The 26,320-nt window shown below is 65.0% G+C and carries 23 protein-coding genes; 14 read left to right on the forward strand and 9 right to left on the reverse strand.

Annotated elements, in window-relative coordinates:
• Positions 1-196 precede the first annotated feature (196 nt).
• Together L880_RS0128195 and groL are read left to right on the forward strand one after the other, a co-directional pair.
• The gene (locus tag L880_RS0128195) at positions 197-487 is read left to right on the forward strand and encodes a co-chaperone GroES (protein WP_027478439.1); all 291 of its coding nucleotides are present in this window, start codon (positions 197-199) and stop codon (positions 485-487) included.
• 48 nt (positions 488-535) lie between these two features.
• Positions 536-2,176, forward strand: a complete 1,641-nt coding sequence (gene groL, locus L880_RS0128200) for a chaperonin GroEL (RefSeq protein ID WP_027478440.1) — start codon at positions 536-538, stop codon at positions 2,174-2,176.
• A 113-nt stretch (positions 2,177-2,289) separates the two neighbouring features.
• On the opposite strand, the gene gloA2 is transcribed toward groL, so the two are convergent.
• The 6 genes from gloA2 to L880_RS0128230 form a co-directional block, all read right to left on the reverse strand.
• On the reverse strand, positions 2,290-2,721 hold the full coding sequence (gene gloA2 / locus L880_RS0128205; protein WP_051443644.1) for an SMU1112c/YaeR family gloxylase I-like metalloprotein: 432 nt from the start codon (positions 2,719-2,721) through the stop codon (positions 2,290-2,292).
• Between the two features lies 1 nt (position 2,722).
• A complete protein-coding gene (locus tag L880_RS0128210; protein WP_027478442.1) occupies positions 2,723-3,796 on the reverse strand; it encodes an ABC transporter ATP-binding protein in 1,074 nt (357 codons plus the stop codon).
• 12 nt (positions 3,797-3,808) lie between these two features.
• Positions 3,809-4,666, reverse strand: a complete 858-nt coding sequence (locus L880_RS0128215) for a carbohydrate ABC transporter permease (protein ID WP_027478443.1) — start codon at positions 4,664-4,666, stop codon at positions 3,809-3,811.
• Positions 4,656-5,534 carry a carbohydrate ABC transporter permease gene (locus L880_RS0128220; protein ID WP_019576484.1) on the reverse strand — a complete coding sequence of 293 codons (879 nt, stop codon included), beginning with the start codon at positions 5,532-5,534 and terminating at the stop codon, positions 4,656-4,658. Before L880_RS0128220 ends, L880_RS0128215 begins: the two co-directional genes overlap by 11 nt.
• A gap of 147 nt (positions 5,535-5,681) precedes the next feature.
• The gene (locus tag L880_RS0128225; RefSeq protein WP_051443645.1) at positions 5,682-6,962 is read right to left on the reverse strand and encodes a carbohydrate porin; all 1,281 of its coding nucleotides are present in this window, start codon (positions 6,960-6,962) and stop codon (positions 5,682-5,684) included.
• A 139-nt stretch (positions 6,963-7,101) separates the two neighbouring features.
• Positions 7,102-8,352 carry an ABC transporter substrate-binding protein gene (locus tag L880_RS0128230; RefSeq protein WP_027478445.1) on the reverse strand — a complete coding sequence of 417 codons (1,251 nt, stop codon included), beginning with the start codon at positions 8,350-8,352 and terminating at the stop codon, positions 7,102-7,104.
• A 212-nt stretch (positions 8,353-8,564) separates the two neighbouring features.
• On the opposite strand from L880_RS0128230, the gene L880_RS0128235 reads away from it, so the two are divergent.
• Positions 8,565-9,287, forward strand: a complete 723-nt coding sequence (locus L880_RS0128235; protein WP_027478446.1) for a response regulator transcription factor — start codon at positions 8,565-8,567, stop codon at positions 9,285-9,287.
• Positions 9,288-9,300: 13 nt separating this feature from the next.
• Positions 9,301-10,728, forward strand: coding sequence for a sensor histidine kinase (locus tag L880_RS0128240; RefSeq protein WP_027478447.1), 1,428 nt, complete (start codon positions 9,301-9,303; stop codon positions 10,726-10,728).
• Positions 10,729-10,731: 3 nt separating this feature from the next.
• On the opposite strand, the gene pgi is transcribed toward L880_RS0128240, so the two are convergent.
• Positions 10,732-12,318: a glucose-6-phosphate isomerase gene (gene pgi / locus L880_RS0128245; protein ID WP_027478448.1), complete on the reverse strand. Its 1,587-nt coding sequence runs from the start codon at positions 12,316-12,318 to the stop codon at positions 10,732-10,734.
• Between the two features lie 67 nt (positions 12,319-12,385).
• On the reverse strand, positions 12,386-13,333 hold the full coding sequence (tal, locus tag L880_RS0128250) for a transaldolase (RefSeq protein ID WP_027478449.1): 948 nt from the start codon (positions 13,331-13,333) through the stop codon (positions 12,386-12,388).
• Between the two features lie 158 nt (positions 13,334-13,491).
• Between tal and zwf the strand changes: the two genes are divergently transcribed.
• The 9 genes from zwf (at position 13,492) to L880_RS0128295 (ending at position 23,948) form a co-directional block, all read left to right on the forward strand.
• On the forward strand, positions 13,492-14,997 hold the full coding sequence (gene zwf / locus L880_RS0128255) for a glucose-6-phosphate dehydrogenase (protein WP_027478450.1): 1,506 nt from the start codon (positions 13,492-13,494) through the stop codon (positions 14,995-14,997).
• A gap of 119 nt (positions 14,998-15,116) precedes the next feature.
• Positions 15,117-15,962 carry a MurR/RpiR family transcriptional regulator gene (locus tag L880_RS0128260; protein ID WP_019576476.1) on the forward strand — a complete coding sequence of 282 codons (846 nt, stop codon included), beginning with the start codon at positions 15,117-15,119 and terminating at the stop codon, positions 15,960-15,962.
• A 172-nt stretch (positions 15,963-16,134) separates the two neighbouring features.
• Positions 16,135-16,911 carry a DUF3047 domain-containing protein gene (locus L880_RS0128265; RefSeq protein ID WP_027478451.1) on the forward strand — a complete coding sequence of 259 codons (777 nt, stop codon included), beginning with the start codon at positions 16,135-16,137 and terminating at the stop codon, positions 16,909-16,911.
• Positions 16,912-17,077: 166 nt separating this feature from the next.
• Positions 17,078-18,058 carry an ABC transporter permease gene (locus L880_RS0128270; protein WP_027478452.1) on the forward strand — a complete coding sequence of 327 codons (981 nt, stop codon included), beginning with the start codon at positions 17,078-17,080 and terminating at the stop codon, positions 18,056-18,058.
• Positions 18,058-19,290 carry a M20 aminoacylase family protein gene (locus tag L880_RS0128275; protein WP_027478453.1) on the forward strand — a complete coding sequence of 411 codons (1,233 nt, stop codon included), beginning with the start codon at positions 18,058-18,060 and terminating at the stop codon, positions 19,288-19,290. The genes L880_RS0128270 and L880_RS0128275 overlap by 1 nt, the downstream gene beginning before the upstream one ends.
• 65 nt (positions 19,291-19,355) lie before the next feature.
• The gene (locus L880_RS0128280; RefSeq protein WP_027478454.1) at positions 19,356-20,936 is read left to right on the forward strand and encodes an ABC transporter substrate-binding protein; all 1,581 of its coding nucleotides are present in this window, start codon (positions 19,356-19,358) and stop codon (positions 20,934-20,936) included.
• Between the two features lie 69 nt (positions 20,937-21,005).
• Positions 21,006-21,917 (forward strand): ABC transporter permease, encoded by a 912-nt coding sequence (locus L880_RS0128285; protein WP_027478455.1) that lies wholly within the window; start codon positions 21,006-21,008, stop codon positions 21,915-21,917.
• A gap of 22 nt (positions 21,918-21,939) precedes the next feature.
• Positions 21,940-22,923, forward strand: a complete 984-nt coding sequence (locus tag L880_RS0128290) for an ABC transporter ATP-binding protein (protein WP_027478456.1) — start codon at positions 21,940-21,942, stop codon at positions 22,921-22,923.
• Complete coding sequence (locus L880_RS0128295; RefSeq protein WP_043330839.1) at positions 22,920-23,948, forward strand: ABC transporter ATP-binding protein; 1,029 nt, start codon at positions 22,920-22,922, stop codon at positions 23,946-23,948. Before L880_RS0128290 ends, L880_RS0128295 begins: the two co-directional genes overlap by 4 nt.
• 283 nt (positions 23,949-24,231) lie before the next feature.
• Here L880_RS0128295 and L880_RS0128300 read toward each other — a convergent pair whose 3' ends face one another.
• A complete protein-coding gene (locus tag L880_RS0128300) occupies positions 24,232-25,383 on the reverse strand; it encodes a porin (protein WP_027478458.1) in 1,152 nt (383 codons plus the stop codon).
• Positions 25,384-25,698: 315 nt separating this feature from the next.
• Between L880_RS0128300 and coq7 the strand changes: the two genes are divergently transcribed.
• Positions 25,699-26,316, forward strand: a complete 618-nt coding sequence (coq7, locus tag L880_RS0128305) for a 2-polyprenyl-3-methyl-6-methoxy-1,4-benzoquinone monooxygenase (RefSeq protein WP_027478459.1) — start codon at positions 25,699-25,701, stop codon at positions 26,314-26,316.
• Positions 26,317-26,320 lie beyond the last annotated feature (4 nt).

Raw genomic sequence — 26,320 nt, forward strand, 5'->3', positions numbered from 1 at the left:
GTTCGACAAGCCGCAAGACAGCGCCGTGCGTGCGCCCTCTTGAAAGCCACCCAAAAGCCCTTATGATTAGCACTCGAAGCGGTCGAGTGCTAACAGCTGAGTGTTGACAGCACCGGCCGCTCGCTGAGTTGATGGTGCCCGTCGTGGGCGGTGCACCGGTCGATTGTGAAACCCCTTTTTGCTCTCAGGAGATGCAATGAACCTTCGTCCTCTGCACGATCGCGTGATCGTCAAGCGCCTGGAAAACGAAACCAAGACTGCCTCCGGCATCGTGATCCCCGACAACGCCGCTGAAAAGCCTGATCAAGGCGAAGTGCTGGCCGTCGGCCCCGGCAAGAAGAACGACAAGGGTGAACTGGGCGCCATGTCCGTCAAGGTTGGCGACCGCGTCTTGTTCGGCAAGTACAGCGGCCAGACCGTCAAGGTCGGCGGCGATGAGCTGCTGGTCATGAAGGAAGAAGACCTTTTCGCCGTCGTCGAAAAGTAATTCGCCTCACCCCCGCTCAATTTATTTACTGAATTCGGAGAAATCAACATGGCAGCAAAAGACGTCGTCTTCGGCGGTGAAGCCCGCGCTCGCATGGTCGAGGGTGTGAACATCCTGGCCAACGCAGTCAAAGTGACCCTGGGCCCCAAGGGCCGCAACGTGGTGCTGGAACGCTCGTTCGGCGCCCCGACCGTGACCAAGGACGGTGTGTCCGTGGCCAAGGAAATCGAACTCAAGGACAAGCTGCAGAACATGGGCGCCCAGCTCGTGAAGGAAGTGGCCTCCAAGACCAGCGACAACGCTGGTGACGGCACCACCACCGCCACCGTGCTGGCCCAAGCCATCGTTCGCGAAGGCTCCAAGTACGTGGCCGCCGGCCTGAACCCGATGGACCTGAAGCGCGGTATCGACAAGGCTGTTTCGGCCCTGGTCGACGAGCTGAAGAAGGCCACCAAGGCCACCACCACCTCCAAGGAAATCGCTCAAGTCGGCTCGATCTCGGCCAACAGCGATGCTTCCATCGGCCAGATCATCGCTGACGCGATGGACAAGGTCGGCAAGGAAGGCGTGATCACCGTGGAAGACGGCAAGTCGCTGAACAATGAACTCGACGTCGTTGAAGGCATGCAGTTCGACCGCGGCTACCTGTCGCCCTACTTCATCAACAACCCGGAAAAGCAAGCCGCTTTGCTGGACAACCCCTTCGTGCTGCTGTTCGACAAGAAGATCAGCAACATCCGCGACCTGCTGCCGACCCTGGAGCAAGTGGCCAAGTCGGGCCGTCCGCTGCTGATCATCGCTGAAGAAGTCGATGGCGAAGCCCTGGCCACCCTGGTGGTGAACACCATCCGCGGCATCCTGAAGGTCGTGGCTGTGAAGGCTCCTGGCTTCGGCGACCGTCGCAAGGCCATGCTGGAAGACATCGCCATCCTGACCGGTGGCAAGGTCATCGCTGAAGAAGTCGGCCTGTCGCTCGAAAAGGTGACCCTGGCTGACCTGGGCCAAGCCAAGCGCATCGAAGTGGGCAAGGAAAACACCACCATCATCGACGGCGCCGGCGCTGCTGCTGACATCGAAGCCCGCGTGAAGCAAATCCGCGTGCAGATCGAAGAAGCCACCAGCGACTACGATCGCGAAAAGCTGCAAGAGCGCGTGGCCAAGCTGGCCGGCGGTGTGGCCGTGATCAAGGTGGGTGCTGCCACCGAAGTCGAAATGAAGGAAAAGAAGGCCCGCGTTGAAGACGCCCTGCACGCCACCCGCGCTGCTGTGGAAGAAGGCATCGTGGCCGGTGGTGGCGTGGCTCTGCTGCGCGCCAAGCAAGCGGCTGGCGAGATCAAGGGCGACAACGCCGATCAAGACGCCGGCATCAAGCTGATCCTGAAGGCCATCGAAGCCCCCCTGCGCGAAATCGTGTACAACGCCGGCGGCGAGCCGAGCGTGGTGGTGAACGCCGTGCTGAATGGCAAGGGCAACTACGGCTTCAACGCTGCCAACGACACCTATGGCGACATGATCGAAATGGGTATCCTGGACCCGACCAAGGTGACCCGCACCGCGCTGCAAAACGCCGCATCGGTGGCTTCGCTGCTGTTGACCACCGAGTGCATGGTGGCCGAAGCTCCGAAGGACGAGTCCGCAGCTCCGGCCATGCCGGGCGGCATGGGTGGCATGGGCGACATGGGCATGTAATGCCTGCCTGAGCCTTCCAGCTCCAAACAAAAAGGGCCGCAGCGATGCGGCCCTTTTTTTGTGCCTGATCGGAATGGCTCCCCCGATCGGGCTACCCCATCGCCCCGCCCCAGCTATGCGACCGACTGCACCAGCTCGATCGGCAGGCCGTCGGGGTCGGCAAAAAAGGTGAAGGTGGCGCCGGTCACCTCATCGGTGCGCAGCGGCTCGACGGCCACGCCCTGCGCCTGCAGGTGCGCCACCCAGGCCGGCAGGTCGGCCACGCGCAAGGCGAGGTGGCGCAGGCCGCAGGCCTCGGGCCGAGAAGGCCGCGCAGGTGGAGACGGGAACGAAAACAGCTCCAGCTGGCTGCCGTCGGGCAGGGCCAGATCGATCTTGTGCGACTGGCGTTCGGCCCGGTACTGCTCATGCAGCACGGGCAGGCCCAGCACGCGGGTGTAGAAGTCGCGTGAGCGCGCCACGTCGCGGCAGATCAGCGCGACGTGGTGCAGGCCCAGCAGAGGCGGAGCGCTCGGGGCGGTCGATGCGGGCGGGATGGTCGGCATCTCAGGCCCGGCGCATCTCGCTGGCGCCATCGAACCAGTGGGCATGGCCGGGGGCGACCGAGATGCCGACGCGGTCTCCCGGTCGCACCGGGGTCTGGGCGCCGGTGCGCAAGGTCAGCGTGCCTGAGGAGGTGTCGACCACCACATAGGTGTCGGGGCCGGTGGGTTCGACCACGCTGACCTCGCCGCGCCAGGGGGAGGCGTCGTCCAGCAGCAGGTGCTCGGGCCGCACGCCCAGCAGCAGCTCCTGCCCTGGCTGAGGGGCCTCGGCCGGGCCCGCCAGGGGCACCGACATGTCCAGCATCTCGAAGCTTGCGCCGTGGTGCCGACCGCGCACCAGGTTCATGGTCGGCGAGCCGATGAAGGTGGCCACATAGGTGTTGGCGGGGTGGTTGTAGATCTCGTCGGGAGTGCCCAGCTGCTGCACCACGCCGCCCTTCATCACGGCGATGCGCGAGCCCAGGGTCATGGCCTCGACCTGATCGTGGGTGACGTAGACGCTGGTGATGCCGCTGGTCTGGTGCAGGCGCTTGATCTCGGCGCGCATTTCCACACGCAGCTTGGCGTCCAGGTTGGACAGGGGTTCGTCAAACAGAAACAGCTGCGGCTGCCGGGCCAGGGCCCGGCCCATGGCCACGCGCTGGCGCTGCCCGCCCGAGAGCTGGCTGGGCCGGCGGTCCAGCAGGTGCTCGATCTGCAGCATGGCCGCCACCTGGGCGATGCGGGCCTGGCGCTCGGCCTTGGGGATCTTGCGCATCTCCAGGGCAAAGCCGATGTTGTCGGCCACGCTGAGCGTGGGGTAGAGCGCGTAGCTCTGGAACACCATGGCGATGTCGCGGTCGCGCGGCGGCATGCCCACCACGTTGCGATCGCCGATGCGGATCTCGCCTTCGCTGGGGTCGTCCAGCCCGGCAATGATGTTGAGCAGGGTGGATTTGCCACAGCCCGAGGGGCCCACCAGGATCAGGAACTCACCGGGCTCGACGTGGATGTCGATGCGCTTGAGCACCTCGACACTGTTGTCGCCCCGGCCGTAGCGTTTGTTGATGCCCGAAATTTGCAACGATGAAGCCATTTGCCTTACCTCTCAACCCTTGACCGCGCCGGCCGTGAGCCCGCGCACAAAAAATTTACCCGCCAACACGTAGATGGCCATGGTCGGCAGGCCCGCGATGATGGCGGCCGCCATGTCCACGTTGTAGGCCTTGACGCTGCTGGACGTGTTGGCCAGGTTGTTCAGGCCCACCGTGATGGGCTTGGAATCGGTGCCCGAGAACGTGACGCCGAACAGAAAATCGTTCCAGATGTTGGTGAACTGCCAGATCAGCGTGACCATCACGATGGGGGTGGACAGCGGCAGCACGATGCGCCAGAAGATCTGCCAGAAGCTGGCCCCATCGATGCGCGCCGCGTTGACCAGCTCGGCCGGGATGGCGCTGTAGTAGTTGCGGAAGAACAGCGTGGTGCCGGCCAACCCGGCCAGGCAGTGCACCAGGATCAGGCCCCCGATCGAGCTGGAGATGCCCAGCCAGCCCAGCACCTGGCTCATGGGCAGCAGCACCACCTGGAAGGGCATGAACACACCGAACAGCAAGAGGCCGAACAAGGTGTCGCTGCCGCGGAACTTCCACAGGCTCAGCACATAGCCGTTCAGGGCGCCCCACACGGTGGAGATCATCACGGCGGGCACGGCCATGCTGACCGAGTTCCAGAAGAAGGGCCGCAAGCCATTGCAGTCGACCCCGGTGCAGGCCTGCGACCAGGCCACGGACCAGGCCTCCCAGTTCAGCACCTGGGGCCAGGCCAGCAGGTCACCGGCCCGGATCTCCTCGGCCGTCTTGAGCGAGGTCACCAGCATGGCGTAGAGCGGCAACAGAAAGAACACGGCGGCGGCCAGCAGGGTCAGGTAGACCAGCAGCCGCCCCAGCAGGGGTTTAACGCTCATGGGGTTTGCTCCGCAATTCGCTGTAGAGGTAGGGAACCACCAGGGCGGCCACGGTGGCCAGCATCATGGTGGCGCTGGCGGCGCCCAGGCCGATCTGGCCGCGCGAGAACGACATGGTGTACATGAAGGTGGCCGGCACATCGCTGGCGTAACCAGGCCCGCCGGCGGTCAGGGCCATCACCAGGTCAAAGCTCTTGATGGCCAGGTGCGACAACACCATCAAGGTGCTGAAGAACACCGGGCGCAGCGCCGGCAGCACGATGCGCCAGTAGATGCGGGGCAGCGAGGCGCCGTCCACCTGGGCGGCCTTGATGATGCTGTCGTCCACGCCCCGCAGACCGGCCAGGAACAAGGCCATGGCAAAGCCCGCGCTCTGCCAGATGCCGGCGATCACCACGCAGTAGATGGCCCGGTCGGTGCTGACCAGCCAGTCGAAGGTGAAATGCTCGAAGCCCCAGCCGCGCACCAGCTGCTGCAGGCCCTGCTCGGGATTGAGCAGCCATTTCCAGGCCGTGCCCGTGACGATGAAGGACAGCGCCATGGGGTAGAGGTAGATGGTGCGCAAGGCGCCCTCGGCACGGATCTTCTGGTCCAGCAGCACGGCCAGCAGCACGCCGATGGCCAGCGAGCCCAGCACATAGCCGCCGCCGAAGATGGCCAGGTTCTGCAGCGCCAGCCACCAGCGGTCCATGGCCCAGAGCTTGTCGTACTGCATCAGGCCCACCCACTCATAGTTGGGCAGCATGCGTGACGCCGACAGGCTGAGCAGGCCGTTCCAGACCATCAGGCCGTAGATGAAGGCAAAGCCCAGCACGAAGGCGGGGGCCACCACCAGACGGGGCAGCCAGTTTTCAAAGGAATTTTTCATGACTCACGGGGCATCGACATGCCAAAGGCCCTTCAAGCAAAAAAGGCGGGAGCACCAGGCGCTCCCGCATCAAAAGGCGGATCACGCCTTGGAGAACCAACCCGCAGGCCGGGGGGCCGCCACGCAGCGCCCCCCCGGCAGACCCACTTACCACCAGTACTCGACCTGCGCCCCCACCGTGGTGGCACTGCTGCGGCCACCGGCGCCGAAGGTGGCGGCATTGGCGGCACCGGCGGCGGTGTTCCAGTTGAAGCGGCTCAGGTAGACGCGGAACTCAGGACGGGTCCAGAACTTGTTGTCGGGCGAGAAGGCCACGGCCAGGGTGCCCTTGTTCAGGTGCTGGGTGGCCTGGCCATCGATGGCGCGCGAGGTGATGCCCACATCGAGCAGCACTTTCACGTTGCGTGCCACGCCGTAGGACATGCGGCCACCGATCGAGGTGTCCTTGTACTTGGCGGCGTTGTCCGGCTCAACCGTCTGGTAGCTGGCCAGGGCCTGGCCGCCGAAGGCGCCCAGCTGCCAGTCGATCACCTCGGCAATGCGGGTCTGCTTGGCGCCGGCCTGGGCCACGCCGGCGTTGTCCAGGCCGTAGAACTTGCCGTCCAGGCCCGCGTGGCCCGTGGAGGTCTGCACGAACAGCGAGTTGTTCATGCCTGGCAGCAGAAAGTCGGCCTGGTTGTGCAGCAGGCCCAGGGCGTTGCCGTTCTGGCCAATGCCGAAGCGCCCATTGATGGTGGCGCCGGTGAGGGTCAGGCGCCCACCGGGGTTGACCGGCAGATCACGCAGCTGGAAGTTGGCGCGGCGGGCGTTGTTGCTGCTGGCGTTGCTGTTGTCCGACGAACCCTGGGTGTAGACCGCCAGGTTGAGGCGGGCCTTGGAGCCGATGCGGATGCCATCGACACCGGCGCCGTAGTTGTCGCCGTCCTGCATCAGCCAGTTGTCCAGGATGTGGATGTCCTGGATACGGTGGTAGCGCTGACCGGCCCACAGGGTCAGGTCGGGGGCGAACTCCAGGCCGGTGATGTCGGCATACACCTGGGCCGTGCCGGTGTTGCCGTTGTAGACCTTGGGCATGTAGTAGGTGCCCCACTTCAGGCCGCCGCCCAGGTCCCACTTCTTGCCGATGCCGAACTCGATGTAGTTGTCGCCTTCGTTGCCGAGGCGGTAATGCTGCAGGTCGCCACCGAGCTGGTACTGGCCTTTTTGCTGGTTGCCCGAGGCCGAGTAGAAGCCGCCACGGCCGTAACCGAACAGCTGCACGCCGTTGTCGTCCAGGGTCTTCTTGACCACGGCCTCGATCTGCTGGGTGGTGGCTTCCGACAACGGGGCCGGGTCGGCCGCCTGGGCGCTCACGCTGCAGGCCAACAGGGCCACAGGGGCCAATTGCCACAGACGGGCGGAATGCAGGGAAGAGGAATGCTTGCTCATGTCTAGGTCTCCGATTTCAAGAGGTGTTCTGGCCATGCCCGGGCATGGCTTCGCCCGACCGGCTGGCCTTTGCAAAGGCCGCCGGGTGTGTCGGGCAACAAGGGGGGAAAGTAGGTGGGGCGAGAGACGCCCCGGGCGCTTATCGCGTCTTGGCAGCCTGGGCGATCTTCTTCATCGCATCGGCCACGCTGATCTTGTCGTCATTCCAGAATTGGCTGACCACGTCCTTGATGGCGCCTTCGGCGGCCGGGGCCACCGCCATGCCGTGCGCGATGCTGGGCACCAGGCCGCCGGTCTTGGCCGATTCGACAAAGTCTTTCGACGACAGCTTGGCGCAGTCGTCAAACTTGTCCATCTTCATGCCCAGGCGCACCGGGATCGAGCCCTTGTTGAGGTTGAACACCTCCTGGAACTCGGGGCTCATGATGGCTGCGGCCAGGTCGCTCTGGGCCTTCTGGGCACTGGCGTCCTTGAGCTTGAACAGGATGAACGAGTCGACGTTGAAGGTGAAGCTGCTGGCCGTGCCCGGGGCGGCGGCGCACATGAAGTCCTTGCCGGGCACCTTGCCCGCGGCCACGAACTCGCCCTTGGCCCAGTCGCCCATCAGCTGAAAGCCGGCCTTGCCCTGGATCAGCATGGCGGTGGCCAGGTTCCAGTCGCGCCCCGGCGAGCCCGGGTCGATGTACGACTTGACGCGGCGGAAGGTTTCGAGCGACTTCTTCATGGTGTCGCTGCCCAGGGCTTTGTCATCGAGCTTGACCAGCGCGTCCTGGTAGAACTTGGCGCCACCCACGCCCAGCACCACCGACTCGAAGGTGGTGAAGTCCTGCCAGTTCTGGCCGCCGTGGGCCACCGGGATCAGGCCGGCGGCTTTCAGCTTGTCGGCCGCGGCAAAAAACTCGTCCCAGGTCTTGGGCATGGCGGCCACGCCGGCCTTCTTGAGGGCGTCGGAGCTGGCCCACAGCCAGTTCACGCGGTGCACATTGACCGGTGCGGCCACGTAGCTGCCCTTGTACTTCATCACGTCGGCGACGACCTTGGGCAGGGATTCGTCCCACTTCTCGGCCTTGGCCACGCCGTCCATGTTGGCCAGCACGCCTTCGGAGGCCCATTCCTGGATGGCCGGGCCCTTGACCTGGGCGGCCGAGGGTGGGTTGCCCGACACGACACGGCTCTTGAGCACGGTCATGGCGCTGTCGCCACCGCCACCGGCCACGGCAAAGTCACGCCAGGTGTGGCCCTTGGCCTGCATCATCTTCTTGAGTTCGGCGGCCGATTTGGCTTCGCCACCGGAGGTCCAGTAATGCAGGACTTCCACCTCACCGGCCTGTACCGTCAGCGCGGCTCCGGCAGCCACCGCCAGCGCGGCCAGTTTTGACAACTTGAACATGCCCTCATCTCCTACTTGTAGTGTTGAATCATCGCTCACACGTGGGCGTGTCACTCGCCGCATCGCGTTCATTAATTTAATTAAAATAATGAATACCCCCATCAGGACTTACCCCTAAGCAGCGCAGCTCAGGCGCCAGCAACACCCCAGGAGACCTGCGACAGACCGGGAAAGCGCCCGCTTCAAGGCAGCGCCTTTGTTATGCTCAAACGATGATCACGATCCTGATCGTTGAAGACGACGAACTCCTGCTCGATGCCCTGACGGGGCAACTCCTGCAATTGGGCTATGCGGTGCGCAGCGCGGGCAGTGTGGCGGAGGCCCAGGCCGTGCTCGGGCGCGAGGGCATCGACGGCATGATTCTCGATCTGGGCCTGCCCGGCCAAGACGGACTGACCCTGCTGCCCTGGGCGCGCAAGAAGCTGAGCGGCCTGCCGGTGCTGATCCTGACCGCGCGTGATGGCCTGGACGACCGCGTGCAGGGCCTGAACGCCGGGGCCGATGACTACATGACCAAGCCCTTCAACATGGTCGAGTTGCAGGCCCGACTGCAAGCCATGTTGCGCCGCGCCCGGCTGCCAGCCTTCTCGCAGGCCGCGGCGGGCGCCACCGGCCACTGGAGCACCGTGGGGCCGCTGCGCATCGACCCGCAGACCCGCGAGGCCACCCTGGCCGACGAAGCCCTGGAGCTGACCCAGCGCGAGTGGGAGCTGCTGGAGCTGCTGGTCAACCGCTGCGGCGAGGTGGTGACCCGCGACGATGTGCTGGCCGCCTGGCGCGCCGTACCGCCCGAGCCGGGTCAGGCCGCCGCGCCCCTGAACTCGAATGCCCTCGAGGTGTATGTGCACCGGCTGCGCAAGAAGCTGGACCCGTCCAACCTGAACATCCGCAACATCCGGGGCCTGGGCTACATGCTTGAAAAGCCCTCGGCCTGAGCCGCAGCCTGCCATGGCGCGCCCGCCCCCCCTGCCCGGGGTCTCCCTCAAACGCCAGCTGCTGCTGTGGCTGCTGCTGCCGCAACTGGTGCTGTGGCTGACCGGGGGCGTGCTGGCCTGGCGCGTGGCCCTGGAAAACGGCGAACGCGGCATCGATCAAAGCCTCACCCAGTCGGTCAAGGCCCTGGCGCGCCAGATCAAGCCGATCGGCGACGGGCTGCTGGTGGACTTTCCGAAGGCAGCCCAGGACATCCTGGAGCAGGACCCGGCCGACCGCATCAGCTACATGGTGTCCTCGCCGCCGGGGCGCTTCCTGCTGGGCAATGCCCAGCTGCCACCGCCCCCGGCCGACAAGGCCCAGGCCGAGCCCGGCGAAGCCGTGCTCTACGCCGGGGTGGTGGACGAGCGCCCGGTGCGCGTGGTGTCGCTGGAGGTGGACTACGGCTCGCCAGGCAGCAAGCAGCGCCTGCGCGTGCAGGTGGCCCAGAGCCTGACGGTGCGCGAGCGCATTGCCCACGAGCTGCTGGAGAAGATCCTGCTGCCCATGGGCCTGATGGGGCTGGTGCTGAGTGCGCTGGTGTATGCCGGCGTGCTGCGCGGCCTGCGACCACTGAAGCGGCTGGAGGCGGAGATCGAACTGATCGGCGCCAGCCCGCAACCCGGCCATGCGCCCCTGCCCAGCGGGGCCCTGAGCACGGCCCCCCAGGAGGTGCATTCGCTGGCCAGCACCATCAACCGCCTGCTGGCGGCGGTGGCCAAGGGCCAGGTCAAAGAGAAACAGTTCCTCAACGATGCCGCCCACCAGCTGCGCACGCCCCTGGCCGGCCTGATCGGGCAGACCGATCTGGCCCTGCACGAGATGCAGGACTCGCCCGCCCGCGAGCGCCTGATCAAGGTGCGTGCCGCCGCCCAGCGCAGCGCACACCTGGTGCACCAGTTGCTGCAACTGGCCCGCTCGGAGACCACGGTGGAACTGCAGCCGCTGGACCTGCCCGGCCTGGCCCGCGAAGTGGCCCGCGACTGGACGAGCCGGGCCCTAGCCGCCGGTGTGGACCTGGGTTACGAGGGCGAGGAGCACTTGAAGCTGCAGGGCAACGCCTTGCTGCTGCGCGAGGCCTTGAGCAACCTGCTGGACAACGCCCTGCATTACGCCGGGCCGGGCAGCATGGTGACGGTGCGGGTGCGGCCCCTGAGCGCCACCCAGGTCGAACTGTCGGTCGAGGACAACGGGCCCGGTGTGCCGGAAGAGCAACTTCCCCATCTGTTCCAGCGCTTCTGGCGCGGCAGCGAGAAGGCCGGCGGTTGCGGCCTGGGCTTGGCCATCGTCGAAGAGATTGCCCAGCGCCACCGCGGCCAGGCCTTTGCCCAGGCGCTGCAGCCGCACGGGCTGCAGGTGGGCCTGCGCCTGCCGCTGGACCAGGGCCTGCCGTCAGGCCCTTGAGGTTCAGAAGCGCGGCCTGAACTGGCGCAGCAGGCCGGCGGTGGAGGCATCGAGCCCACGCACATCGCCCGTGGCCAGCCGGGGCTGGATGTCTTGCGCCAGTTGCTTGCCCAGCTCGACACCCCATTGGTCAAAGCTGTTGATGCCCCAGACCGAGCCGCTGACAAAGACGCGGTGCTCGTAGAGGGCCACCAGCGCGCCCAGGGTGGTCGGGTCCATGCGCTCCAGCACAAAGAAGGTGCTGGGCCGGTTGCCCGGGAAGTGCCGGTGCCCGCCCGCATCGCTGCGCCCCTGCAACAGGGCCTGGGCCTGGGCCAGGGCATTGGCCACCAACTGGGCATGGTGGCCCGGCAGGTCGTGTGCCGGCTCGCGCACGGCAATGAACTCGACGGGCACGATGTCGGTGCCCTGGTGGATCATCTGAAAAAAGGCGTGCTGGCCATTGGTGCCGGGCTCGCCCCACACCACGGGCGAGGTGCTGTAGCCCAGGGCGCGGCCTTGCAGGTCAACCCGCTTGCCATTGCTTTCCATCTCGAGTTGCTGAAGGTAGGCAGGCAGGCGACGCAGCCCATGGTGGTAAGGCGCCACGCTGCGGCTGGCAAAGCCGTGGAAGTTGCGGTACCAGACATCGAGCAGGCCCAGGCGCACCGGCAGGTTGCGCTCGAGTGGGGTGTGCGCAAAGTGCAGGTCCATGGCGTGGGCGCCCCCCAGCAGGGCCCGGAAGCCCTCGGCCCCGATGGCGATGGCCAGAGGGAGGCCGATGGCCGACCACATCGAATACCGCCCGCCCACCCAATCGCGAAAACCGAAGGTGGTGCGGATGCCGAAGGCCTGAGCGGCCTCCAGGTTGGTGGTGAGGGCCACGAAGTGGCGCGCCAGGTCGGCCCCGCCCTGCTCCAGGAACCAACGCCGCGCGCTGTGCGCGTTGGTCATGGTCTCGCGGGTGGTGAAGGTCTTGGAGGCCACCAGGAACAGGGTGTGGGCGGGCTTGATCTGCTCCAGCACCTCGCCCAATTCATCGCCATCGACATTGGAGACAAAGTGAAAACGTTTGCCCGGCAACGCGTGCGCCTGCAAAGCCACCACGGCCATCTGCGGCCCCAGGTCGGAGCCGCCGATGCCGATGTTGACGATGTCGGTGATCTGCGCATCGGCGCGCACACGCTCGGCAAAGGTCAGCATGTCGCGCAGCGTGGCATTGACGTCGGGCATGGCGGCATCGGCCACGGCACCACGGAACACAGGCAACGAGCCCCCCTGGCCATCGCTGCAGGGCTGGTTGCGCAGCAGGTGGTGCATGACCGCCCGGCCCTCGGTGCTGTTGACGGGCTCACCCGCCAGCATCGCGTCGCGATGTGCCTCCAGCCCGGTCTCGCGGGCCAGTTGCATCAGCAAGGCCTCGGCCTGGGCGTCGATGCGGTTCTTCGAGAGATCGGCAAACACATGCGGAGCGCTCTGGCTGAAGCGCGAGAAGCGGTCCGGATCGCGCTCGAAATCGGCTCGGACATCGAAGTGGCGCCCGTGCTGATCGAAGTGCGACAGCAGTTGGGTCCAGGCAGGGGTCTCGTCGCAGCGAAGTCGCTGTTTCATACAGTCCTTGAGTGGGTCGGGTCAAACATCCGGCCGCCCGGCAGCAGGCCGGGACAGGCCACGCGGCTTACACCTCGAGCATCAGCTTTTCCAGCTTGATGGCATCAGCGGCAAAGGCCCGGATGCCTTCTGCCAGCTTTTCGGTGGCCATGGCATCTTCGTTGAGGGCAAAACGGAAACCCGCTTCATCGTACTGAATCGGGTTCAGCGGCAGCGATTTGGCCGCTTCGGCGTCCAGCGCGCGGACGAGCGGTGCCTCACTGGCCGCCAGTTGGGCCAGCAGGTCTGGGGCGATGGTCAGCAGGTCGCAACCGGCCAAAGCGGTGATCTGGCCCAGGTTGCGGAAGCTGGCCCCCATCACCTCGGTGGCGATGCCGAAATGCTTGTAGTACTCGTAAATCTTGCGCACCGACTGCACGCCCGGGTCGTTGGCACCCGAAGAAGCGGCTTCGTCCCACTGGGCGCCGGCCGACTTCTTGTACCAGTCGTAGATGCGGCCCACGAAGGGGGAGATCAACTTCACACGGGCCTGGCCGCAGGCCACGGCCTGGCAGAACGAGAACAGGAGCGTGAGGTTGGTGTGAATGCCCTTGCGCTCCAGCTGGGCGGCGGCCTGGATGCCTTCCCAGGTGGCGGCGATCTTGATCAGCACGCGGTCGGTGGGCAGGCCAGCAGCCTGGTAGAGCTCGATGATGCGTTCGGCGCGGGCCACGGTGGCTTCGGTGTCAAAGCTCAGGCGGGCATCGACTTCGGTGGAGACCCGCCCGGGGATCAAGGCCAGGATCTCGCGGCCGAAGGCCACCAGCAGGCGGTCCATGATCTCGTCCAGGGGGCGGTCACGGAAATGCTGCACGGTCTGGGCCAGCAGCGGCTGATATTCGGGCTTTTGCACCGCCTTGAGGATCAGCGAAGGGTTGGTCGTGGCATCCTGCGGACGGAAAGCGCCCAGTTGCTTGAAGTCGCCGGTATCAGCCACCACGGTGGTGAACTGGCGAAGTGCGTCGAGTTGGTTCATGACATCCTGAAAAAAATGACTTGTTCATGCCCGCAAAGCCGAAATGGTAACTTGATTACATCGACTTCTCAATACAAAATACAAGAACTGCAAATTTCCTGGTGTTTTTTGGGAAAACCAAGAAACTCAGTTACGAAACCAAATTACATTACCGAGCCATGCAAAGCACCCCTGACATTGTGAAGCCTGCGAGCTTCGACCTGATCCTGTTTGGCGGCACCGGCGACCTGGCCTGGCGCAAGCTGATGCCCGCCCTGTTCCAGGCCTTCCGGCATGGCTCACTGCCGGAGGGTGGACGGATCATCGGCGTGGCACGTGACAAGCTCACGGACGAACAATATCGCAGTCTGATCGAGACTCGCTTTCGCGAAGTTGACGGCCCCAAGCAACCCAATGCCGAAGAGTTCGCGCGGTTTGCCGCCCTGCTGCACTACGTGCGCATGGACCTGTCCCAGCCCGAGGACTACCAGACGCTGGCCAGCACCCTGGCCGAGCGCGATGCCGCCACCGTGGTGATGTATGTGGCCACGGCCCCCGCCCTGTTCACCACCGTGGTCGAGCAACTGGCCGCCGCCGGCCTGAACACCCCGCGCACCCGGGTGGTGCTCGAAAAGCCGCTGGGCCACGACCTGGCCTCGAACCGCGCCATCAACGCTGCGGTGGGGCGTGCCTTCGGCGAACGGCAGATCTTCCGCATCGACCACTACCTGGGCAAGCCTGCGGTGCAGAACCTGTTCGCGCTGCGTTTTGGCAACGCCTTGTTCGAGCCGCTGTGGCGACGCGAGAACATCGCCAACATCCAGATCACCATTGCCGAAGACCTGGGGGTGGAAAAGCGCGGTCAGTTCTACGACAGCACCGGCGCGCTGCGCGACATGGTGCAGAACCACGCCTTGCAACTGCTGTGCGCCATCGCCATGGAACCCCCGATCAACGCCCATGCCGATGCCATCCGCGACGAGAAGCTGAAAGTGCTGCGCTCGCTCAAGGCCTGGACACCCGAGACCCTGACGCAGCACGTGATCCGGGGTCAGTACAGCGCCGGATCGCGCCACGGCAAGGCGGTGCCGGGCTACCTGGACGAAGCAGGCGTGCCGGGTGACAGCAGCACCGAAACCTACGTGGCCTTGCGCACCGAGATCGAGAACTGGCGCTGGGCCGGCGTGCCTTTCTACATCCGCACCGGCAAGCGGCTGGCGGCGCGCGAGGCCCACATCACGGTCAACTTCCGGCCCACACCGCACCCCATCTTCAAGGCGCCCATCGGTGCGGCCAACAAGCTGGTGATCAACCTGCAGCCCCGTGACGGGCTGGAACTACACCTGCTGGCCGAGGGGCGCACGCAGCGCAATGCCACCGCCTCCAGCACCGGGGCCACACAGACGCTGGCACCGGTGCAACTCGACCTGGACTTCGACAAGCGCTTCGGCAGCGAGCGGGTGGGGGCTTACGAGCGCCTGCTGCTCGACGTGATTGACGGCCGGCTGAACCTGTTCGTGCGCAGCGACGAGCAGGAAGAGGCCTGGCAGTGGGTGCAACCGATCCTGGAACACTGGCAGGCCGGCCAGATGCCGCCGCGCCCCTATGCAGCCGGCACCTGGGGCCCGAGCGCCGCCAGCGCCATGATCGCGCGCGATGGCCATTGCTGGAGCGAAGAGGCCTGAGCGCCCGCGATCCAACGCAAAAGCCAGCCCAGGCATGGATGGAAGGCGGATTCTTGTTGTACCCTGAATGGTTGACGGCATGAATCCGCTATTTTTTTGCTCCTTGAAAGTCCACCGCCATGCTAGACCGCATCAAAGCCTCCATGTCCTCTCTGGCGCCGGCAGAGCAGCGGGTGGCCCAGTTGGTTCTGAGCGACCCCCGGGCCTTCGCCAACCTGCCGGTCAGTGAGTTGTCGTACCGGGCCCACGTCAGCAAGCCGACGGTGGTGCGCTTTTGCCGCAGCATGGGCTACGACGGCCTGTCGGATTTCAAGCTCAAACTGGCGGGCAGTGTGAGCGAGGGTGTGCCCTTCATCCACCGCAGCGTGGACGCCGACGACAAGACCAGCGACGTGCTGGTGAAGGTGATCGACAACACCGTGGCGGCTTTCCTGAAGTACCGCAACGACGCCAGCACCACTGCGCTGGAGCGCGCCGCCGAGGCGATTGCCGGCACGTACAAGACGGGGCGCCGCATCGAGTTCTTCGGCGTGGGCAACTCGGGCATCGTGGCGCAGGACGCACAGCACAAATTCTTCCGCCTGGGCATCACCTCGATCGCCTACAGCGACGGCCACATGCAGGTGATGAGCGCCTCGCTGCTGGGCCCGGGCGACTGTGTGGTGATCATCTCCAACTCGGGCCGCACCCGTGACCTGATGGATGCCGCCGACATCGCCCGCAAGAACGGCGCCACCACCATCGTGATCACGGCCAGCGGCTCGCCACTGGCTTCGGCCGGGCACATCCACCTGGCCGCCGACCACCCCGAGGGCTATGACCGCTACAGCCCCATGGTGTCGCGCCTGCTGCACCTGATGATCATCGACGTGGTGGCCACCTGCGTGGCCCTGCGCATCGGCAGCCCCTTGCAGCCCCTGCTCAAGGAAATGAAGAACAACCTGCGCAACAAGCGTTACGCCTGAGCGTGGATTCCCGCAAAGCGGTCTGAGGCCGTCACACGGTCTTCAAGCTGCAGGCATAAACTGGGGCCGCTGGAGGTCCCTCCGGCTCAACGGAGTGTGTGGCGTGGACAAGAATTTTCTTCGGTGCATCGGGTCGGAAGCGATCCTGGGGTTCAGACAGAAGTCGATCCTGATGTGGGGTTTGGCCGCACTGGTCAGCGCACTGACCATGGCACTGAGCGGCTGCAGCCTGGCACCGACGCAGTCCGGCCACGAGCACGACTACTCGGCCGAAGCGGTGACCCAATCGCCCTGGGCCCAGGCCTCGCAGCCCGAGGGGCTGGCCCCCCTGCCCTGGCGCAACCACCACTTCCCGGGCAAGCAGATCACCCATTTCCAGTACCAGCGCCTGGACGGTCGCGATGCGGTGGAAGCCCAGGCCGATGCCTCGGCCAGCCTGCTGCGCCAGGTGCTGCGGGTGGAGCCAGAGCGCTTGGGGTCCTTGAAGTTCTCCTGGAAGGTGCCGGCCTTGATCACCGACGCCGACATGACCCAGCGCGATGCTGACGACTCGCCGGTGCGCGTGATGCTGGCCTTTGACGGTGACCGCAGCAAGCTGTCCACGCGCAACGCCATGATGTCCGAACTGGCGCGCGCACTGACGGGCGAGGACCTGCCCTACGCCACCCTGATCTACGTGTGGAGCAACAAGCTGCCCCAGGACAGCACCCTGCACAGCCCGCGCTCGGACCGCATCCGCAAGATCGTGCTCGAATCCGGCCCGGAGCATCTGGGCCAATGGCTGGACTACGAACGCGATATCCGGGCCGACTACCTGCGCTGCTTTGGCGAGGCACCGGGCCCCCTGATCGGGGTGGCCATCATGACCGACACCGACAACACCCGCTCGCACAGCCAGGCCTGGTATGGGCCGGTGCACCTGCAGTTGAAGCCCTCCGCCAAACCCTGAAAATAACCGCTACTGAACATTTCGTTCAGTGAGCGCTCCATGGCCCAGGGGGCGGCATCATAAAGGGCAACAGGGGCCGCCTTGCGTGATGGGATTCCCTGTATCGGCACAGGAATTGCTCTGCTAGCATGTTCATTCAATACTTGCTGGTTGTTACCAATTCCTGATGTTCGCCTTCATTCTGCGTCGACTGGCCCAGGCCGTGCTGGTGATGATCACCGTGGCCTTGATCGCCTTCATGCTGTTCCAGTTCGTCGGGGATCCGGTGGTGTTCCTGCTGGGGCAGGACGCCACGCCTGACCAGATTCGGGAGTTGCGCACAGCTCTGGGGCTGGACCAATCCTTTGTGGTGCAGTTCTGGCGCTTTCTGCTCAACGCGGCCCAGGGCGAGTTCGGCCTGAGCCTGCGCCAGGGCGCCAAGGTATCGCGTCTGATCGGGGAGCGCTTTCCGGCCACGCTGGAGCTGGCGATGGTGGCCGCGGTGCTGGCGGTGGCGGTGGGGGTGCCGATGGGCGTCTATGCGGCCCTGCGCCGAGGCAGCTTCGGCAGCCAGTTGCTGATGACGGTGTCGCTGCTGGGGGTGTCACTGCCCACCTTCCTGATCGGCATCCTGCTGATCCTGGGGTTTTCGGTGGGGCTGGGCTGGTTTCCGAGTTTCGGGCGCGGTGAGACCGTGAGCCTGGGCTGGTGGAGCACCGGCCTGCTGACGGCCGATGGCTGGCACCATCTGGTGCTGCCTTCGATCACGCTGGCGATCTTCCAGCTGACCCTGATCATGCGCCTGGTGCGGGCCGAGATGCTGGAGGTGCTGCGCACCGACTACATCAAGTTTGCGCGCGCCCGCGGCCTGTCCAACCGCACCATCCACTTCGGCCATGCGCTGAAGAACACCCTGGTGCCGGTGATCACCATCACGGGCCTGCAACTGGGCTCGCTGATTGCTTTTTCCATCATCACCGAGACGGTGTTCCAGTGGCCCGGCATGGGCTTGCTGTTCATCCAGGCCGTGACGTTTGCCGACATCCCGGTGATGGCCGCCTACCTGTGCCTGATCGCCCTGATCTTTGTGGTGATCAACCTGGTGGTGGACCTGTTGTACTTTCTGGTTGATCCGCGTCTGCGGACCGGCCGGTCCGGAGGTCATTGATGAAAACCGACACCGGCGCACCGCGCCTGCGTGCCACCGGCCGTGCGTTTGAGCACATTGCCCGCTTCCACCCTGAGCTGACGGCTTTTCGCCGTGACTTGCACGCCCACCCCGAACTGGGTTTTGAAGAGGTCTACACCAGCGCCCGTGTGCGCGAGGCCCTGAAGCTGTGCGGCGTTGACGAGATCCATGAAGGCCTGGGCAAGACCGGCGTGGTGGCCGTGATCCATGGCCAGCGCCGCGACAGCGGCCGTTTGATGGGCTTGCGTGCCGACATGGACGCGCTGCCCATGGCCGAGCACAACGACTTTGCCTGGCGCTCCACCAAAAGCGGCCTGATGCACGGTTGCGGGCATGACGGCCACACGGCCATGCTGATCGGTGCGGCCCGCTACCTGGCCGAGACCCGGCGCTTCAATGGCACGGCCGTGCTGATCTTCCAGCCCGGTGAAGAGGGCTACGCAGGCGCCAAGGCCATGATCGACGACGGCCTGTTCGAGCGTTTCCCGGTCGAATCGGTGTACGGCATGCACAACTGGCCCGGCATGGCGGCAGGCACCATCGGCATCAACCCCGGCCCCATGATGGCGGCGGCAGACCGCATCACCATCGAGGTCAACGGCCGGGGCGGCCACGGGGCGCACGCCTACCAGACCATCGACCCGGTGCTGGTGGCCGGCCACATCATCACCTCGGTGCAAAGCATCGTGTCGCGCAATGTGCGCGGCATCGACAGCGCGGTGATCAGCCTGTGCGCGCTGCAGGCCGGCGACCTGGGTGCGATGAGCGTGATCCCCTCCAAAGCCACGCTGGTGGGCACGGTGCGCACCTTCTCGCCCGAGGTGCAGGACCTGGTGGAACGCCGACTGAACGAGCTGTGCAGCGGCATCGCCATGGGCTTTGGCGCCACGGCCAGCGTGAACTACGAACGCATCTACCCCGCCACCATCAACAGCGAGGCCGAGGCCCGCTTTGCCGGCGACGTGGCCCAGCACCTGGTCGGCAAGGACCATGTGGTGCGCGACCTGGAGCCGAGCATGGGGGCCGAAGACTTCTCCTTCATGCTGCAGGTCAAGCCTGGGGCCTACTTTCGCATCGGGCAGGGCACCTCGCACAGCAGCGGCTACCTGCACAACAACCGCTACGACTTCAATGACGAGATCCTGCCGCTGGGCTCGGCCCTGCATGCCGGCCTGATCGAACACGGCATGCCGCTGGCCGCCGCCGATTGATGCCTGCCCCCTGATTTCACCCCCCGCAACTGCGTTCAAAGACTCTCTATCCGAGGAGCTTCCCGATGAAATTCAATCTTCAAGTCCTGTCGCTGGCCGCCGCCCTGGCCCTGGGGGCCAGTTCCGTGGCCGCCCAGAGCGTGACCATCCGGGTCGCCAACCAGGGGGATTCGCTGTCGATGGACCCGCACTCGCTCAACGAGTCGCTGCAGTTGAGCGTGACCGGCAACGTCTACGAGCCCCTGGTGGGCCGCAACAAGGACCTGAGCCTGGCGCCGATGCTGGCCACGGCCTGGAAGCAGACCTCGCCCACCGTGTGGCGCTTTGAACTGCGCCAGGGCGTGCAGTTTCATGATGGCTCGCCCTTCACGGCGGACGACGTGCTGTTCTCGTTCAAGCGCACCCAGATGGAGGGCTCGGACATGAAGAGCTATACCAACGACTTCAAGGAAGTGCGCAAGATCAACGACCATGTGGTCGAGATCGAGACCAAGACGCCCTTCCCCATCCTGCCCGACGTGGTGTCGCTGGTCTACATCATGAGCAAGAAGTGGTGTGAGGCCAACCAGGCCGTGGGCCCGGTGGATCGCCGCAAGGGCATCGAGAACGCGGCCTCGTTCCGCGCCAACGGCACGGGCCCGTGGCGCCTGCGCGAGCGCCAACCCAATGTGCGTACCACCTTCTCGCGCAACGGCAGCTACTGGGGCAAGAACGAGAGCAACGCCACCGACATCATCTACACCCCCATCGGCAACGATGCCACGCGCGTGGCAGCCCTGCTGTCGGGCGAGGTCGATGTGATGGAACCCGTGCCGGTGCAGGACATCGAGCGCGTGAACAGCAGCCCCAACACCCGCGCCATCACCGGCCCCGAACTGCGCACCATCTTCCTGGGCATGGACCAGAAGCGCGACGAACTGCTGTACACCAACATCAAGGGCAAGAATCCCTTCAAGGACAAGCGGGTGCGCCAGGCCTTCTACCAGGCCATCGACATCGACGGCATCAAGAAGACGGTGATGCGCGGCGCCTCCAACCCTTCGGCCTTGCTGGTGGGCCCCGGCATCAATGGCTTCCAGCCCGACATGAAGCGCCTGCCCTACGACGTGGAGGCCGCCAAGAAGCTGATGGCCGAAGCCGGCTACGCGAGCGGGTTTGAAGTGTCGATGAACTGCCCCAATGACCGGTATGTGAACGACGCCCGCATCTGCCAGGCCGTGGCGGCCAACCTGGCCCGCATCAATGTGAAGATCAACCTGCAGGCCGAGACCAAGGGCACCTACTTCCCGAAGATTCTGCGCCGCGACACCTCTTTCTACATGCTGGGCTGGACACCCTCCACCTACGACTCGCACAACGCACTCAATGCGCTGGTGGCCTGCGTGGACGACAAGGGCGCCGGCCAGTTCAACCTGGGGGCGTATTGCAACCCCAAGGTCGATGAACTGACCAAGAAGATCCAGGCCGAGACCGACAAGACCAAGCGCAACGCCATGATCCGCGAGGCCTTTGAGCTCCACAACGCCGACGTGGGCCACATCCCGCTGCACCAGCAATCGCTGGCCTGGGGCGTGAGCAAGAAGGTGCAACTGGTGCAGCTGGCCGACAACTTCATGCCCTTCAAGTGGATGAGCATTGCCAAGTAAGCGGACTGTCCACCGGTCTTCAGTACCCACCCAGCCCTTTGCACGGGCTGGGGCTCAGAGCGTCAGAACATGAAAAATCCCCTGGCACGCTGGCTTGACAGCGACGTTGGCCACAGCTTCCGGAGTTCTCCGGTGGCCATGGTGGCGGCGCTGATCGCCTTTGTCTGCGTCTTTTGTGCCGCCTTTGCCGGCTGGGTGTCGCCGCACAACCCCTTTGACCTGAGCGCGCTTGAACTCAGCGACGCCCGGCTCCCACCGAGCTGGCGACCCGATGGCGTCTCCAAGTACCTGCTGGGCACCGACGACCAGGGGCGGGACATCCTGTCAGCCGTCATCTATGGCGCCCGGATCTCCTTGGTGGTGGGCATCGCCTCGGTGCTGCTGTCGATGGCGCTGGGCGTGGCCCTGGGGCTGTTGTCGGGCTTTCGCGGTGGATGGATCGACGCCTTGCTGATGCGCTTGTGCGATGTGATGCTGTCGTTCCCCCCCATCCTCGTGGCCCTGCTGATCGCCGGTGTGGGCCGGGCACTGTTCCCCAACGCCCACGAGTCGTTGGCTTTCGGGGTGCTGATCCTGTCGATCTCGCTCACGGGCTGGGTGCAGTACGCCCGCACGGTGCGCGGCTCGACCCTGGTCGAACGCAACAAGGAGTACGTGCAGGCGGCCCGGGTGACGGGCGTGTCCCCCTGGCGCATCATGGTGCGCCATGTGCTGCCCAACGTGCTGGGCCCGGTGCTGGTGCTGGCCACCATCCAGGTGGCCACCGCCATCATCACGGAAGCCACGCTGTCGTTTCTCGGGGTGGGTGCTCCGCCCACCTCGCCCTCGCTGGGCACCTTGATCCGCGTCGGCAACGACTATCTTTTCTCTGGTGAATGGTGGATCACCGTCTTTCCCGGTCTGATGCTGGTGCTGATCGCACTGAGCGTGAACCTGTTGGGCGACTGGTTGCGCGACGCGCTGAACCCGCGTCTGCGATGAGCTGGCCAAGGCCGAGGCAAACATGAGTCTTCTACAAGTCAAAGACCTGGTGGTGGAATTCCCCGGGCGGCGCGGCACCTTGCGCGCACTGGACCACGTGTCTTTCGAGATCGCCCCCGGCGAAATTCTGGGCGTGGTGGGCGAATCCGGGGCCGGCAAGTCATTGACCGGCGCCTCCATCATCGGCCTGCTGGAGCCGCCGGGGCGCATTGCATCGGGCCAGATCATCCTGCAGGGCGAGCGCATCGACAACCTCAACTTCGACCAGATGCGCAGCATCCGGGGGCGGCGCATCGGGGCCATCTTCCAGGACCCGCTGACCTCGCTGAACCCGCTCTACACCGTGGGGCACCAGCTGATCGAGACCATCCAGGCCCACCTGCCGGTCAGCCACTCAGAGGCCCGCAAGCGCGCCATCGATCTGCTCAAGGACACGGGCATTCCGGCGGCCGAACAGCGCATCGAACACTACCCCCATCAGTTCAGCGGTGGCATGCGGCAACGCGTGGTGATCGCCCTGGCCTTGGCGGCGCAACCGCAGTTGATCGTGGCCGACGAGCCCACCACCGCGCTGGATGTGTCGATCCAGGCCCAGATCATCACCCTGCTCAAAAACATCTGCCACGACCGCGGTGCCGCCGTGATGCTGATCACCCATGACATGGGCGTGATCGCAGAAACCTGCGATCGGGTGGCCGTGATGTATGCCGGCCGCATTGTCGAGACTGGCCCCGTGCACCAGGTCATCAACCACCCGAACCACCCCTACACCGCGGGCCTGATGGCCTCGATCCCGGACATGGCCGTGGACCGTGAGCGTCTGAATCAGATCGACGGGGCGATGCCCCGGCTGAACGCCATTCCCACCGGCTGCGCCTTCAACCCGCGCTGCCCCCAGGTGATGGCCCGCTGCCACACCGAACGCCCCGAACTGATGGCGACCTCAGGCACCCAGGCCGCCTGCTGGCTGCACGCACCGCAAGCACCCCACGGAGACCTGGCATGAGCAGCCCCATCCCCCACACGCCAGGCACCCCGGCACCGCTGGTGCAGGCCCATGACCTTGCCAAGACTTTTGATGTTTCTCCGCCTTGGCTGAATCGGGTGCTGGAAGGCAAACCCAGGCAGTTGCTGAACGCGGTCGACGGCGTGAGCTTTGACATCGAGCGCGGACGCACCCTGGCCCTGGTCGGTGAATCAGGATGCGGCAAGAGCACCGTGGCGCGCCTTTTGGTGGGGTTGTACGAACCCACCCGGGGGCACATGACTTTCGACGGGCAGGATGCCCACGCCGAGTTCAAGAAGCCCTCGGGGCGCACGCTGCGCCGGCGCATCCAGATGATTTTTCAGGATCCGTACGCCAGCCTCAACCCACGCTGGACGGTCGAGGCCATCATCGGTGAGCCCCTGCGGGAACACGGACTGGTCACCGATGCCGCCGAACTGAGAGAGCGCGTGGGCGGCTTGCTGAAGTCCGTCGGGCTCAGCGCCCTGGACATGCCCAAATACCCACACCAGTTCTCCGGCGGGCAACGTCAACGGATCTCGATCGCCCGCGCCCTGGCCACCGAGCCCGAGTTCCTGGTGTGCGACGAGCCAACATCAGCCCTCGACGTGAGCGTGCAGGCCCAGGTGCTGAACATCATGAAAGACCTGCAGCGTGAGCGCGGGCTGACCTACCTGTTCATCTCCCACAACCTCGCCGTGGTGCGCCATGTCAGCGACGAAGTGGGTGTCATGTACCTGGGGCGTCTGGTGGAACGGGCCGACAAGCACACCTTGTTTGCTGCGCCGCGCCACCCCTACACCCGCATGCTGCTCGATGCCATCCCCGAGATGCGGCAAACCGGGCGGGCCCGCACCCCTGTGCAGGGTGAGGTCCCCAACCCGCTCAACCCACCGGGTGGCTGCACTTTTCACCCCCGCTGTCCGCATGCCAACGATCGCTGCAAGAGCGAACGGCCGGTTTGGCAAGCCGAGGGCGAAGGCCACTGGGTGGCATGCCATGCTGTGGCCGAAAACCGGCTCTAAAAACCCCAATCGATCACTGCGGCCGATGACGTGAGGCCGGCAGGCTTTATTGACCTTCATGGCAACAGGGGAGGCATAGCTCCGCCTCGATGGCCATCAATCTGGCACAGATCCAAACCATCAGCTGACGAGCCCGTGGGAGCAAGGCATCCAACGCGCTTGGAGCAAAGGCATCTGCCTCGATCCAATCACCCGATATCGGGCTCCGACAATAAAAAAACCCCGCTGCGTTTCCGCAGCGGGGTTGATCTCTGATCAGAAGCTGGCTTACGCCAGCATCCAATTAGAAGGAGGTACGCAGACCAACGCTGAAGCCGGTCGACGATTGGTTGGCGTTGACGGCGCCAGTCACAGCACCCAGCGAGCCGGAGCTGAACGAAGCGGCGGTCGAAGCAGCACCACCGGAGTTGCCCACGCGAGCAACGATACCGTACACGGCAGTGCGCTTGCTCAGGTTGTAGGTGTAGCCGAAGGACCACTTGTCAGACTTGGCGGAGTCCAGCTTGATAGCGCTGTACTGAGCCAGCACGTTGCCAGCGCCGACAGGAGCGTTCACACCCAGCGACCAGCCCTTGACGGACTTGTTGATGCCCAGAGCAGTGATGTCGTTGTACTTCTGGTTGGACAGGGTACCCAGGACCTTGGCAACGCCGAAGTCATAAGAAGCGCCCAGGTTGGTGTCGGTGTAATCGCCGTGGGAGACAGCAGTACCAGCCAGGGTGGTGGATTGGGTACCAGCGGCGAAGGTGGTCTTGCCGTAGGCGCCAGCGACGTCGATCGGGCCTTGGGTGTAACCAACGCGGAAGCCAACGTAACGGCCGTTGTCTTGGGTGTTGACGGCGCCAGCGTAGCCAGTCGAAGTTTCGGTGCTAGCGCGGTTGCCGAAGGCGTAGGTGCCTTGGCCGTAGAAGCCGCCCAGGTTGCCCGGCAGGAAGTAGCCGATGCCGTTCGAAGCACGAACGCCAGTGCCCGAGCTCAGGGTGTAGTTGGCCAGAACGGCGCCAACGCTGTTTGCACCGAAGGCGTCAAACACGGCGTAGTTCCAGAACGAAGGAACGTAGTCGCGGCCAACGCGCAGTTCGCCGAAGTTGCCCGACAGGCTGACGGTCGAACGACGGTTGAAGGTCAGGCCACCAGCAGCAGTGGTGGTGGATTGGTTGTTAGCAGTGGTGCCCGAAGAACCGATGCCGGTCGAAGGGTTCAGAGCAGCTTCCAGGTGGAAGGAAGCAGCCAGGCCGCCGCCGAGGTCTTCGGTGCCCTTGAAGCCCAGACGGCTGGAGCTGTTAGCCGAGGGGGAGATGCCGGAGATGCGGCCAGCTTGGGTCTTGACGTTTTCGTAGCCCAGGTCCAGAACGCCGAACAGGGTCACAGAAGATTGAGCCATAGCGGCGCCGGAAGCAGCCAGCACTGCCATTGCAATCAGGGATTTTTTCATTGCGAGTTTCTCCAAGGTTAAACATAGGGCGCCGGTTCGAAGAACCGCAGGGTGCTGCCACAACTGCGATCCGCCGGTTCCCCGGGCCAACCTCCTTGATGGAAGTTCTCGCTATTGCAACAGACGTGCGGCATCCGCGCAAAGGAAATAACCCCCAAACCGGCCCAGTCCGGCGATTTCGTTGCACCTGTGCAACAAAACGGCGAAGCCCATTCCTGCTCAGGATCAAACACCGGGATGACTCAAAAGACTAAACTCCGGGCCCGAATTGCCGACAACTCTGGGACGTCCTGACACCTCAGGGCGACACTATCCATGGATCGCTTCCTCAGCACCGCAGACGCGGTATTGCGCACGCTGTATGCCAAGCATCACAGCGCCACCCCCCATCCGGCCCGTGCGGAGGACCGCAGCCCCGAGCGCCCGGAAGACAAGGCCCTGTCAGCGGCCCTGATGCGGGTGAACCATGTCGGAGAAGTCTGCGCCCAGGCCCTCTACACCGCCCAGGCGGCCTCCACGCGCAATCCGGCCCTGAAGGCCCATTTCGAGCGCGCGGCCCATGAAGAGACCGACCACCTGGCCTGGACTCGGCAGCGCCTGGACGAGCTGGGCGACCGCGTGAGCATCCTGAACCCCTTGTGGTACGCCGGTGCATTCACCCTGGGCCTGGTGGCAGGGCGCATCAGCGATGCAGTGAGCCTGGGGTTCGTCGTGGAAACCGAGAAACAGGTGGCCGAACACCTGCAAAGCCATCTGGACCGCCTGCCTGCTGATGACGAGGCATCGCGCGCCATCGTGGCCCAGATGAAGGTGGACGAAGAACGCCATGCCCACGAGGCCCAGATGGCGGGCGCGGTGGAGCTGCCCCCGCCAGCCAAGGCGCTGATGCGCCTGGCGGCCAAGGTGATGACCCGCACCGCCCACTACATCTGAGCGG

Origin of the sequence: Curvibacter gracilis ATCC BAA-807 (assembly GCF_000518645.1) — a bacterium.
GTDB classification, from domain to species: domain Bacteria; phylum Pseudomonadota; class Gammaproteobacteria; order Burkholderiales; family Burkholderiaceae_C; genus Curvibacter; species Curvibacter gracilis.

What these genes read in the sequence shown, in the direction of transcription:
- L880_RS0128195 (WP_027478439.1), top strand. Translation starts at nt 197, where the DNA reads ATGAACCTTCGTCCTCTGCACGATCGCGTGATCGTCAAGCGCCTGGAA.
- groL (WP_027478440.1), top strand. Translation starts at nt 536, where the DNA reads ATGGCAGCAAAAGACGTCGTCTTCGGCGGTGAAGCCCGCGCTCGCATG.
- gloA2 (WP_051443644.1), bottom strand. Translation starts at nt 2,721, where the DNA reads ATGCCGACCATCCCGCCCGCATCGACCGCCCCGAGCGCTCCGCCTCTG.
- L880_RS0128210 (WP_027478442.1), bottom strand. Translation starts at nt 3,796, where the DNA reads ATGGCTTCATCGTTGCAAATTTCGGGCATCAACAAACGCTACGGCCGG.
- L880_RS0128215 (WP_027478443.1), bottom strand. Translation starts at nt 4,666, where the DNA reads ATGAGCGTTAAACCCCTGCTGGGGCGGCTGCTGGTCTACCTGACCCTG.
- L880_RS0128220 (WP_019576484.1), bottom strand. Translation starts at nt 5,534, where the DNA reads ATGAAAAATTCCTTTGAAAACTGGCTGCCCCGTCTGGTGGTGGCCCCC.
- L880_RS0128225 (WP_051443645.1), bottom strand. Translation starts at nt 6,962, where the DNA reads ATGAGCAAGCATTCCTCTTCCCTGCATTCCGCCCGTCTGTGGCAATTG.
- L880_RS0128230 (WP_027478445.1), bottom strand. Translation starts at nt 8,352, where the DNA reads ATGTTCAAGTTGTCAAAACTGGCCGCGCTGGCGGTGGCTGCCGGAGCC.
- L880_RS0128235 (WP_027478446.1), top strand. Translation starts at nt 8,565, where the DNA reads ATGATCACGATCCTGATCGTTGAAGACGACGAACTCCTGCTCGATGCC.
- L880_RS0128240 (WP_027478447.1), top strand. Translation starts at nt 9,301, where the DNA reads ATGGCGCGCCCGCCCCCCCTGCCCGGGGTCTCCCTCAAACGCCAGCTG.
- pgi (WP_027478448.1), bottom strand. Translation starts at nt 12,318, where the DNA reads ATGAAACAGCGACTTCGCTGCGACGAGACCCCTGCCTGGACCCAACTG.
- tal (WP_027478449.1), bottom strand. Translation starts at nt 13,333, where the DNA reads ATGAACCAACTCGACGCACTTCGCCAGTTCACCACCGTGGTGGCTGAT.
- zwf (WP_027478450.1), top strand. Translation starts at nt 13,492, where the DNA reads ATGCAAAGCACCCCTGACATTGTGAAGCCTGCGAGCTTCGACCTGATC.
- L880_RS0128260 (WP_019576476.1), top strand. Translation starts at nt 15,117, where the DNA reads ATGCTAGACCGCATCAAAGCCTCCATGTCCTCTCTGGCGCCGGCAGAG.
- L880_RS0128265 (WP_027478451.1), top strand. Translation starts at nt 16,135, where the DNA reads ATGTGGGGTTTGGCCGCACTGGTCAGCGCACTGACCATGGCACTGAGC.
- L880_RS0128270 (WP_027478452.1), top strand. Translation starts at nt 17,078, where the DNA reads ATGTTCGCCTTCATTCTGCGTCGACTGGCCCAGGCCGTGCTGGTGATG.
- L880_RS0128275 (WP_027478453.1), top strand. Translation starts at nt 18,058, where the DNA reads ATGAAAACCGACACCGGCGCACCGCGCCTGCGTGCCACCGGCCGTGCG.
- L880_RS0128280 (WP_027478454.1), top strand. Translation starts at nt 19,356, where the DNA reads ATGAAATTCAATCTTCAAGTCCTGTCGCTGGCCGCCGCCCTGGCCCTG.
- L880_RS0128285 (WP_027478455.1), top strand. Translation starts at nt 21,006, where the DNA reads ATGAAAAATCCCCTGGCACGCTGGCTTGACAGCGACGTTGGCCACAGC.
- L880_RS0128290 (WP_027478456.1), top strand. Translation starts at nt 21,940, where the DNA reads ATGAGTCTTCTACAAGTCAAAGACCTGGTGGTGGAATTCCCCGGGCGG.
- L880_RS0128295 (WP_043330839.1), top strand. Translation starts at nt 22,920, where the DNA reads ATGAGCAGCCCCATCCCCCACACGCCAGGCACCCCGGCACCGCTGGTG.
- L880_RS0128300 (WP_027478458.1), bottom strand. Translation starts at nt 25,383, where the DNA reads ATGAAAAAATCCCTGATTGCAATGGCAGTGCTGGCTGCTTCCGGCGCC.
- coq7 (WP_027478459.1), top strand. Translation starts at nt 25,699, where the DNA reads ATGGATCGCTTCCTCAGCACCGCAGACGCGGTATTGCGCACGCTGTAT.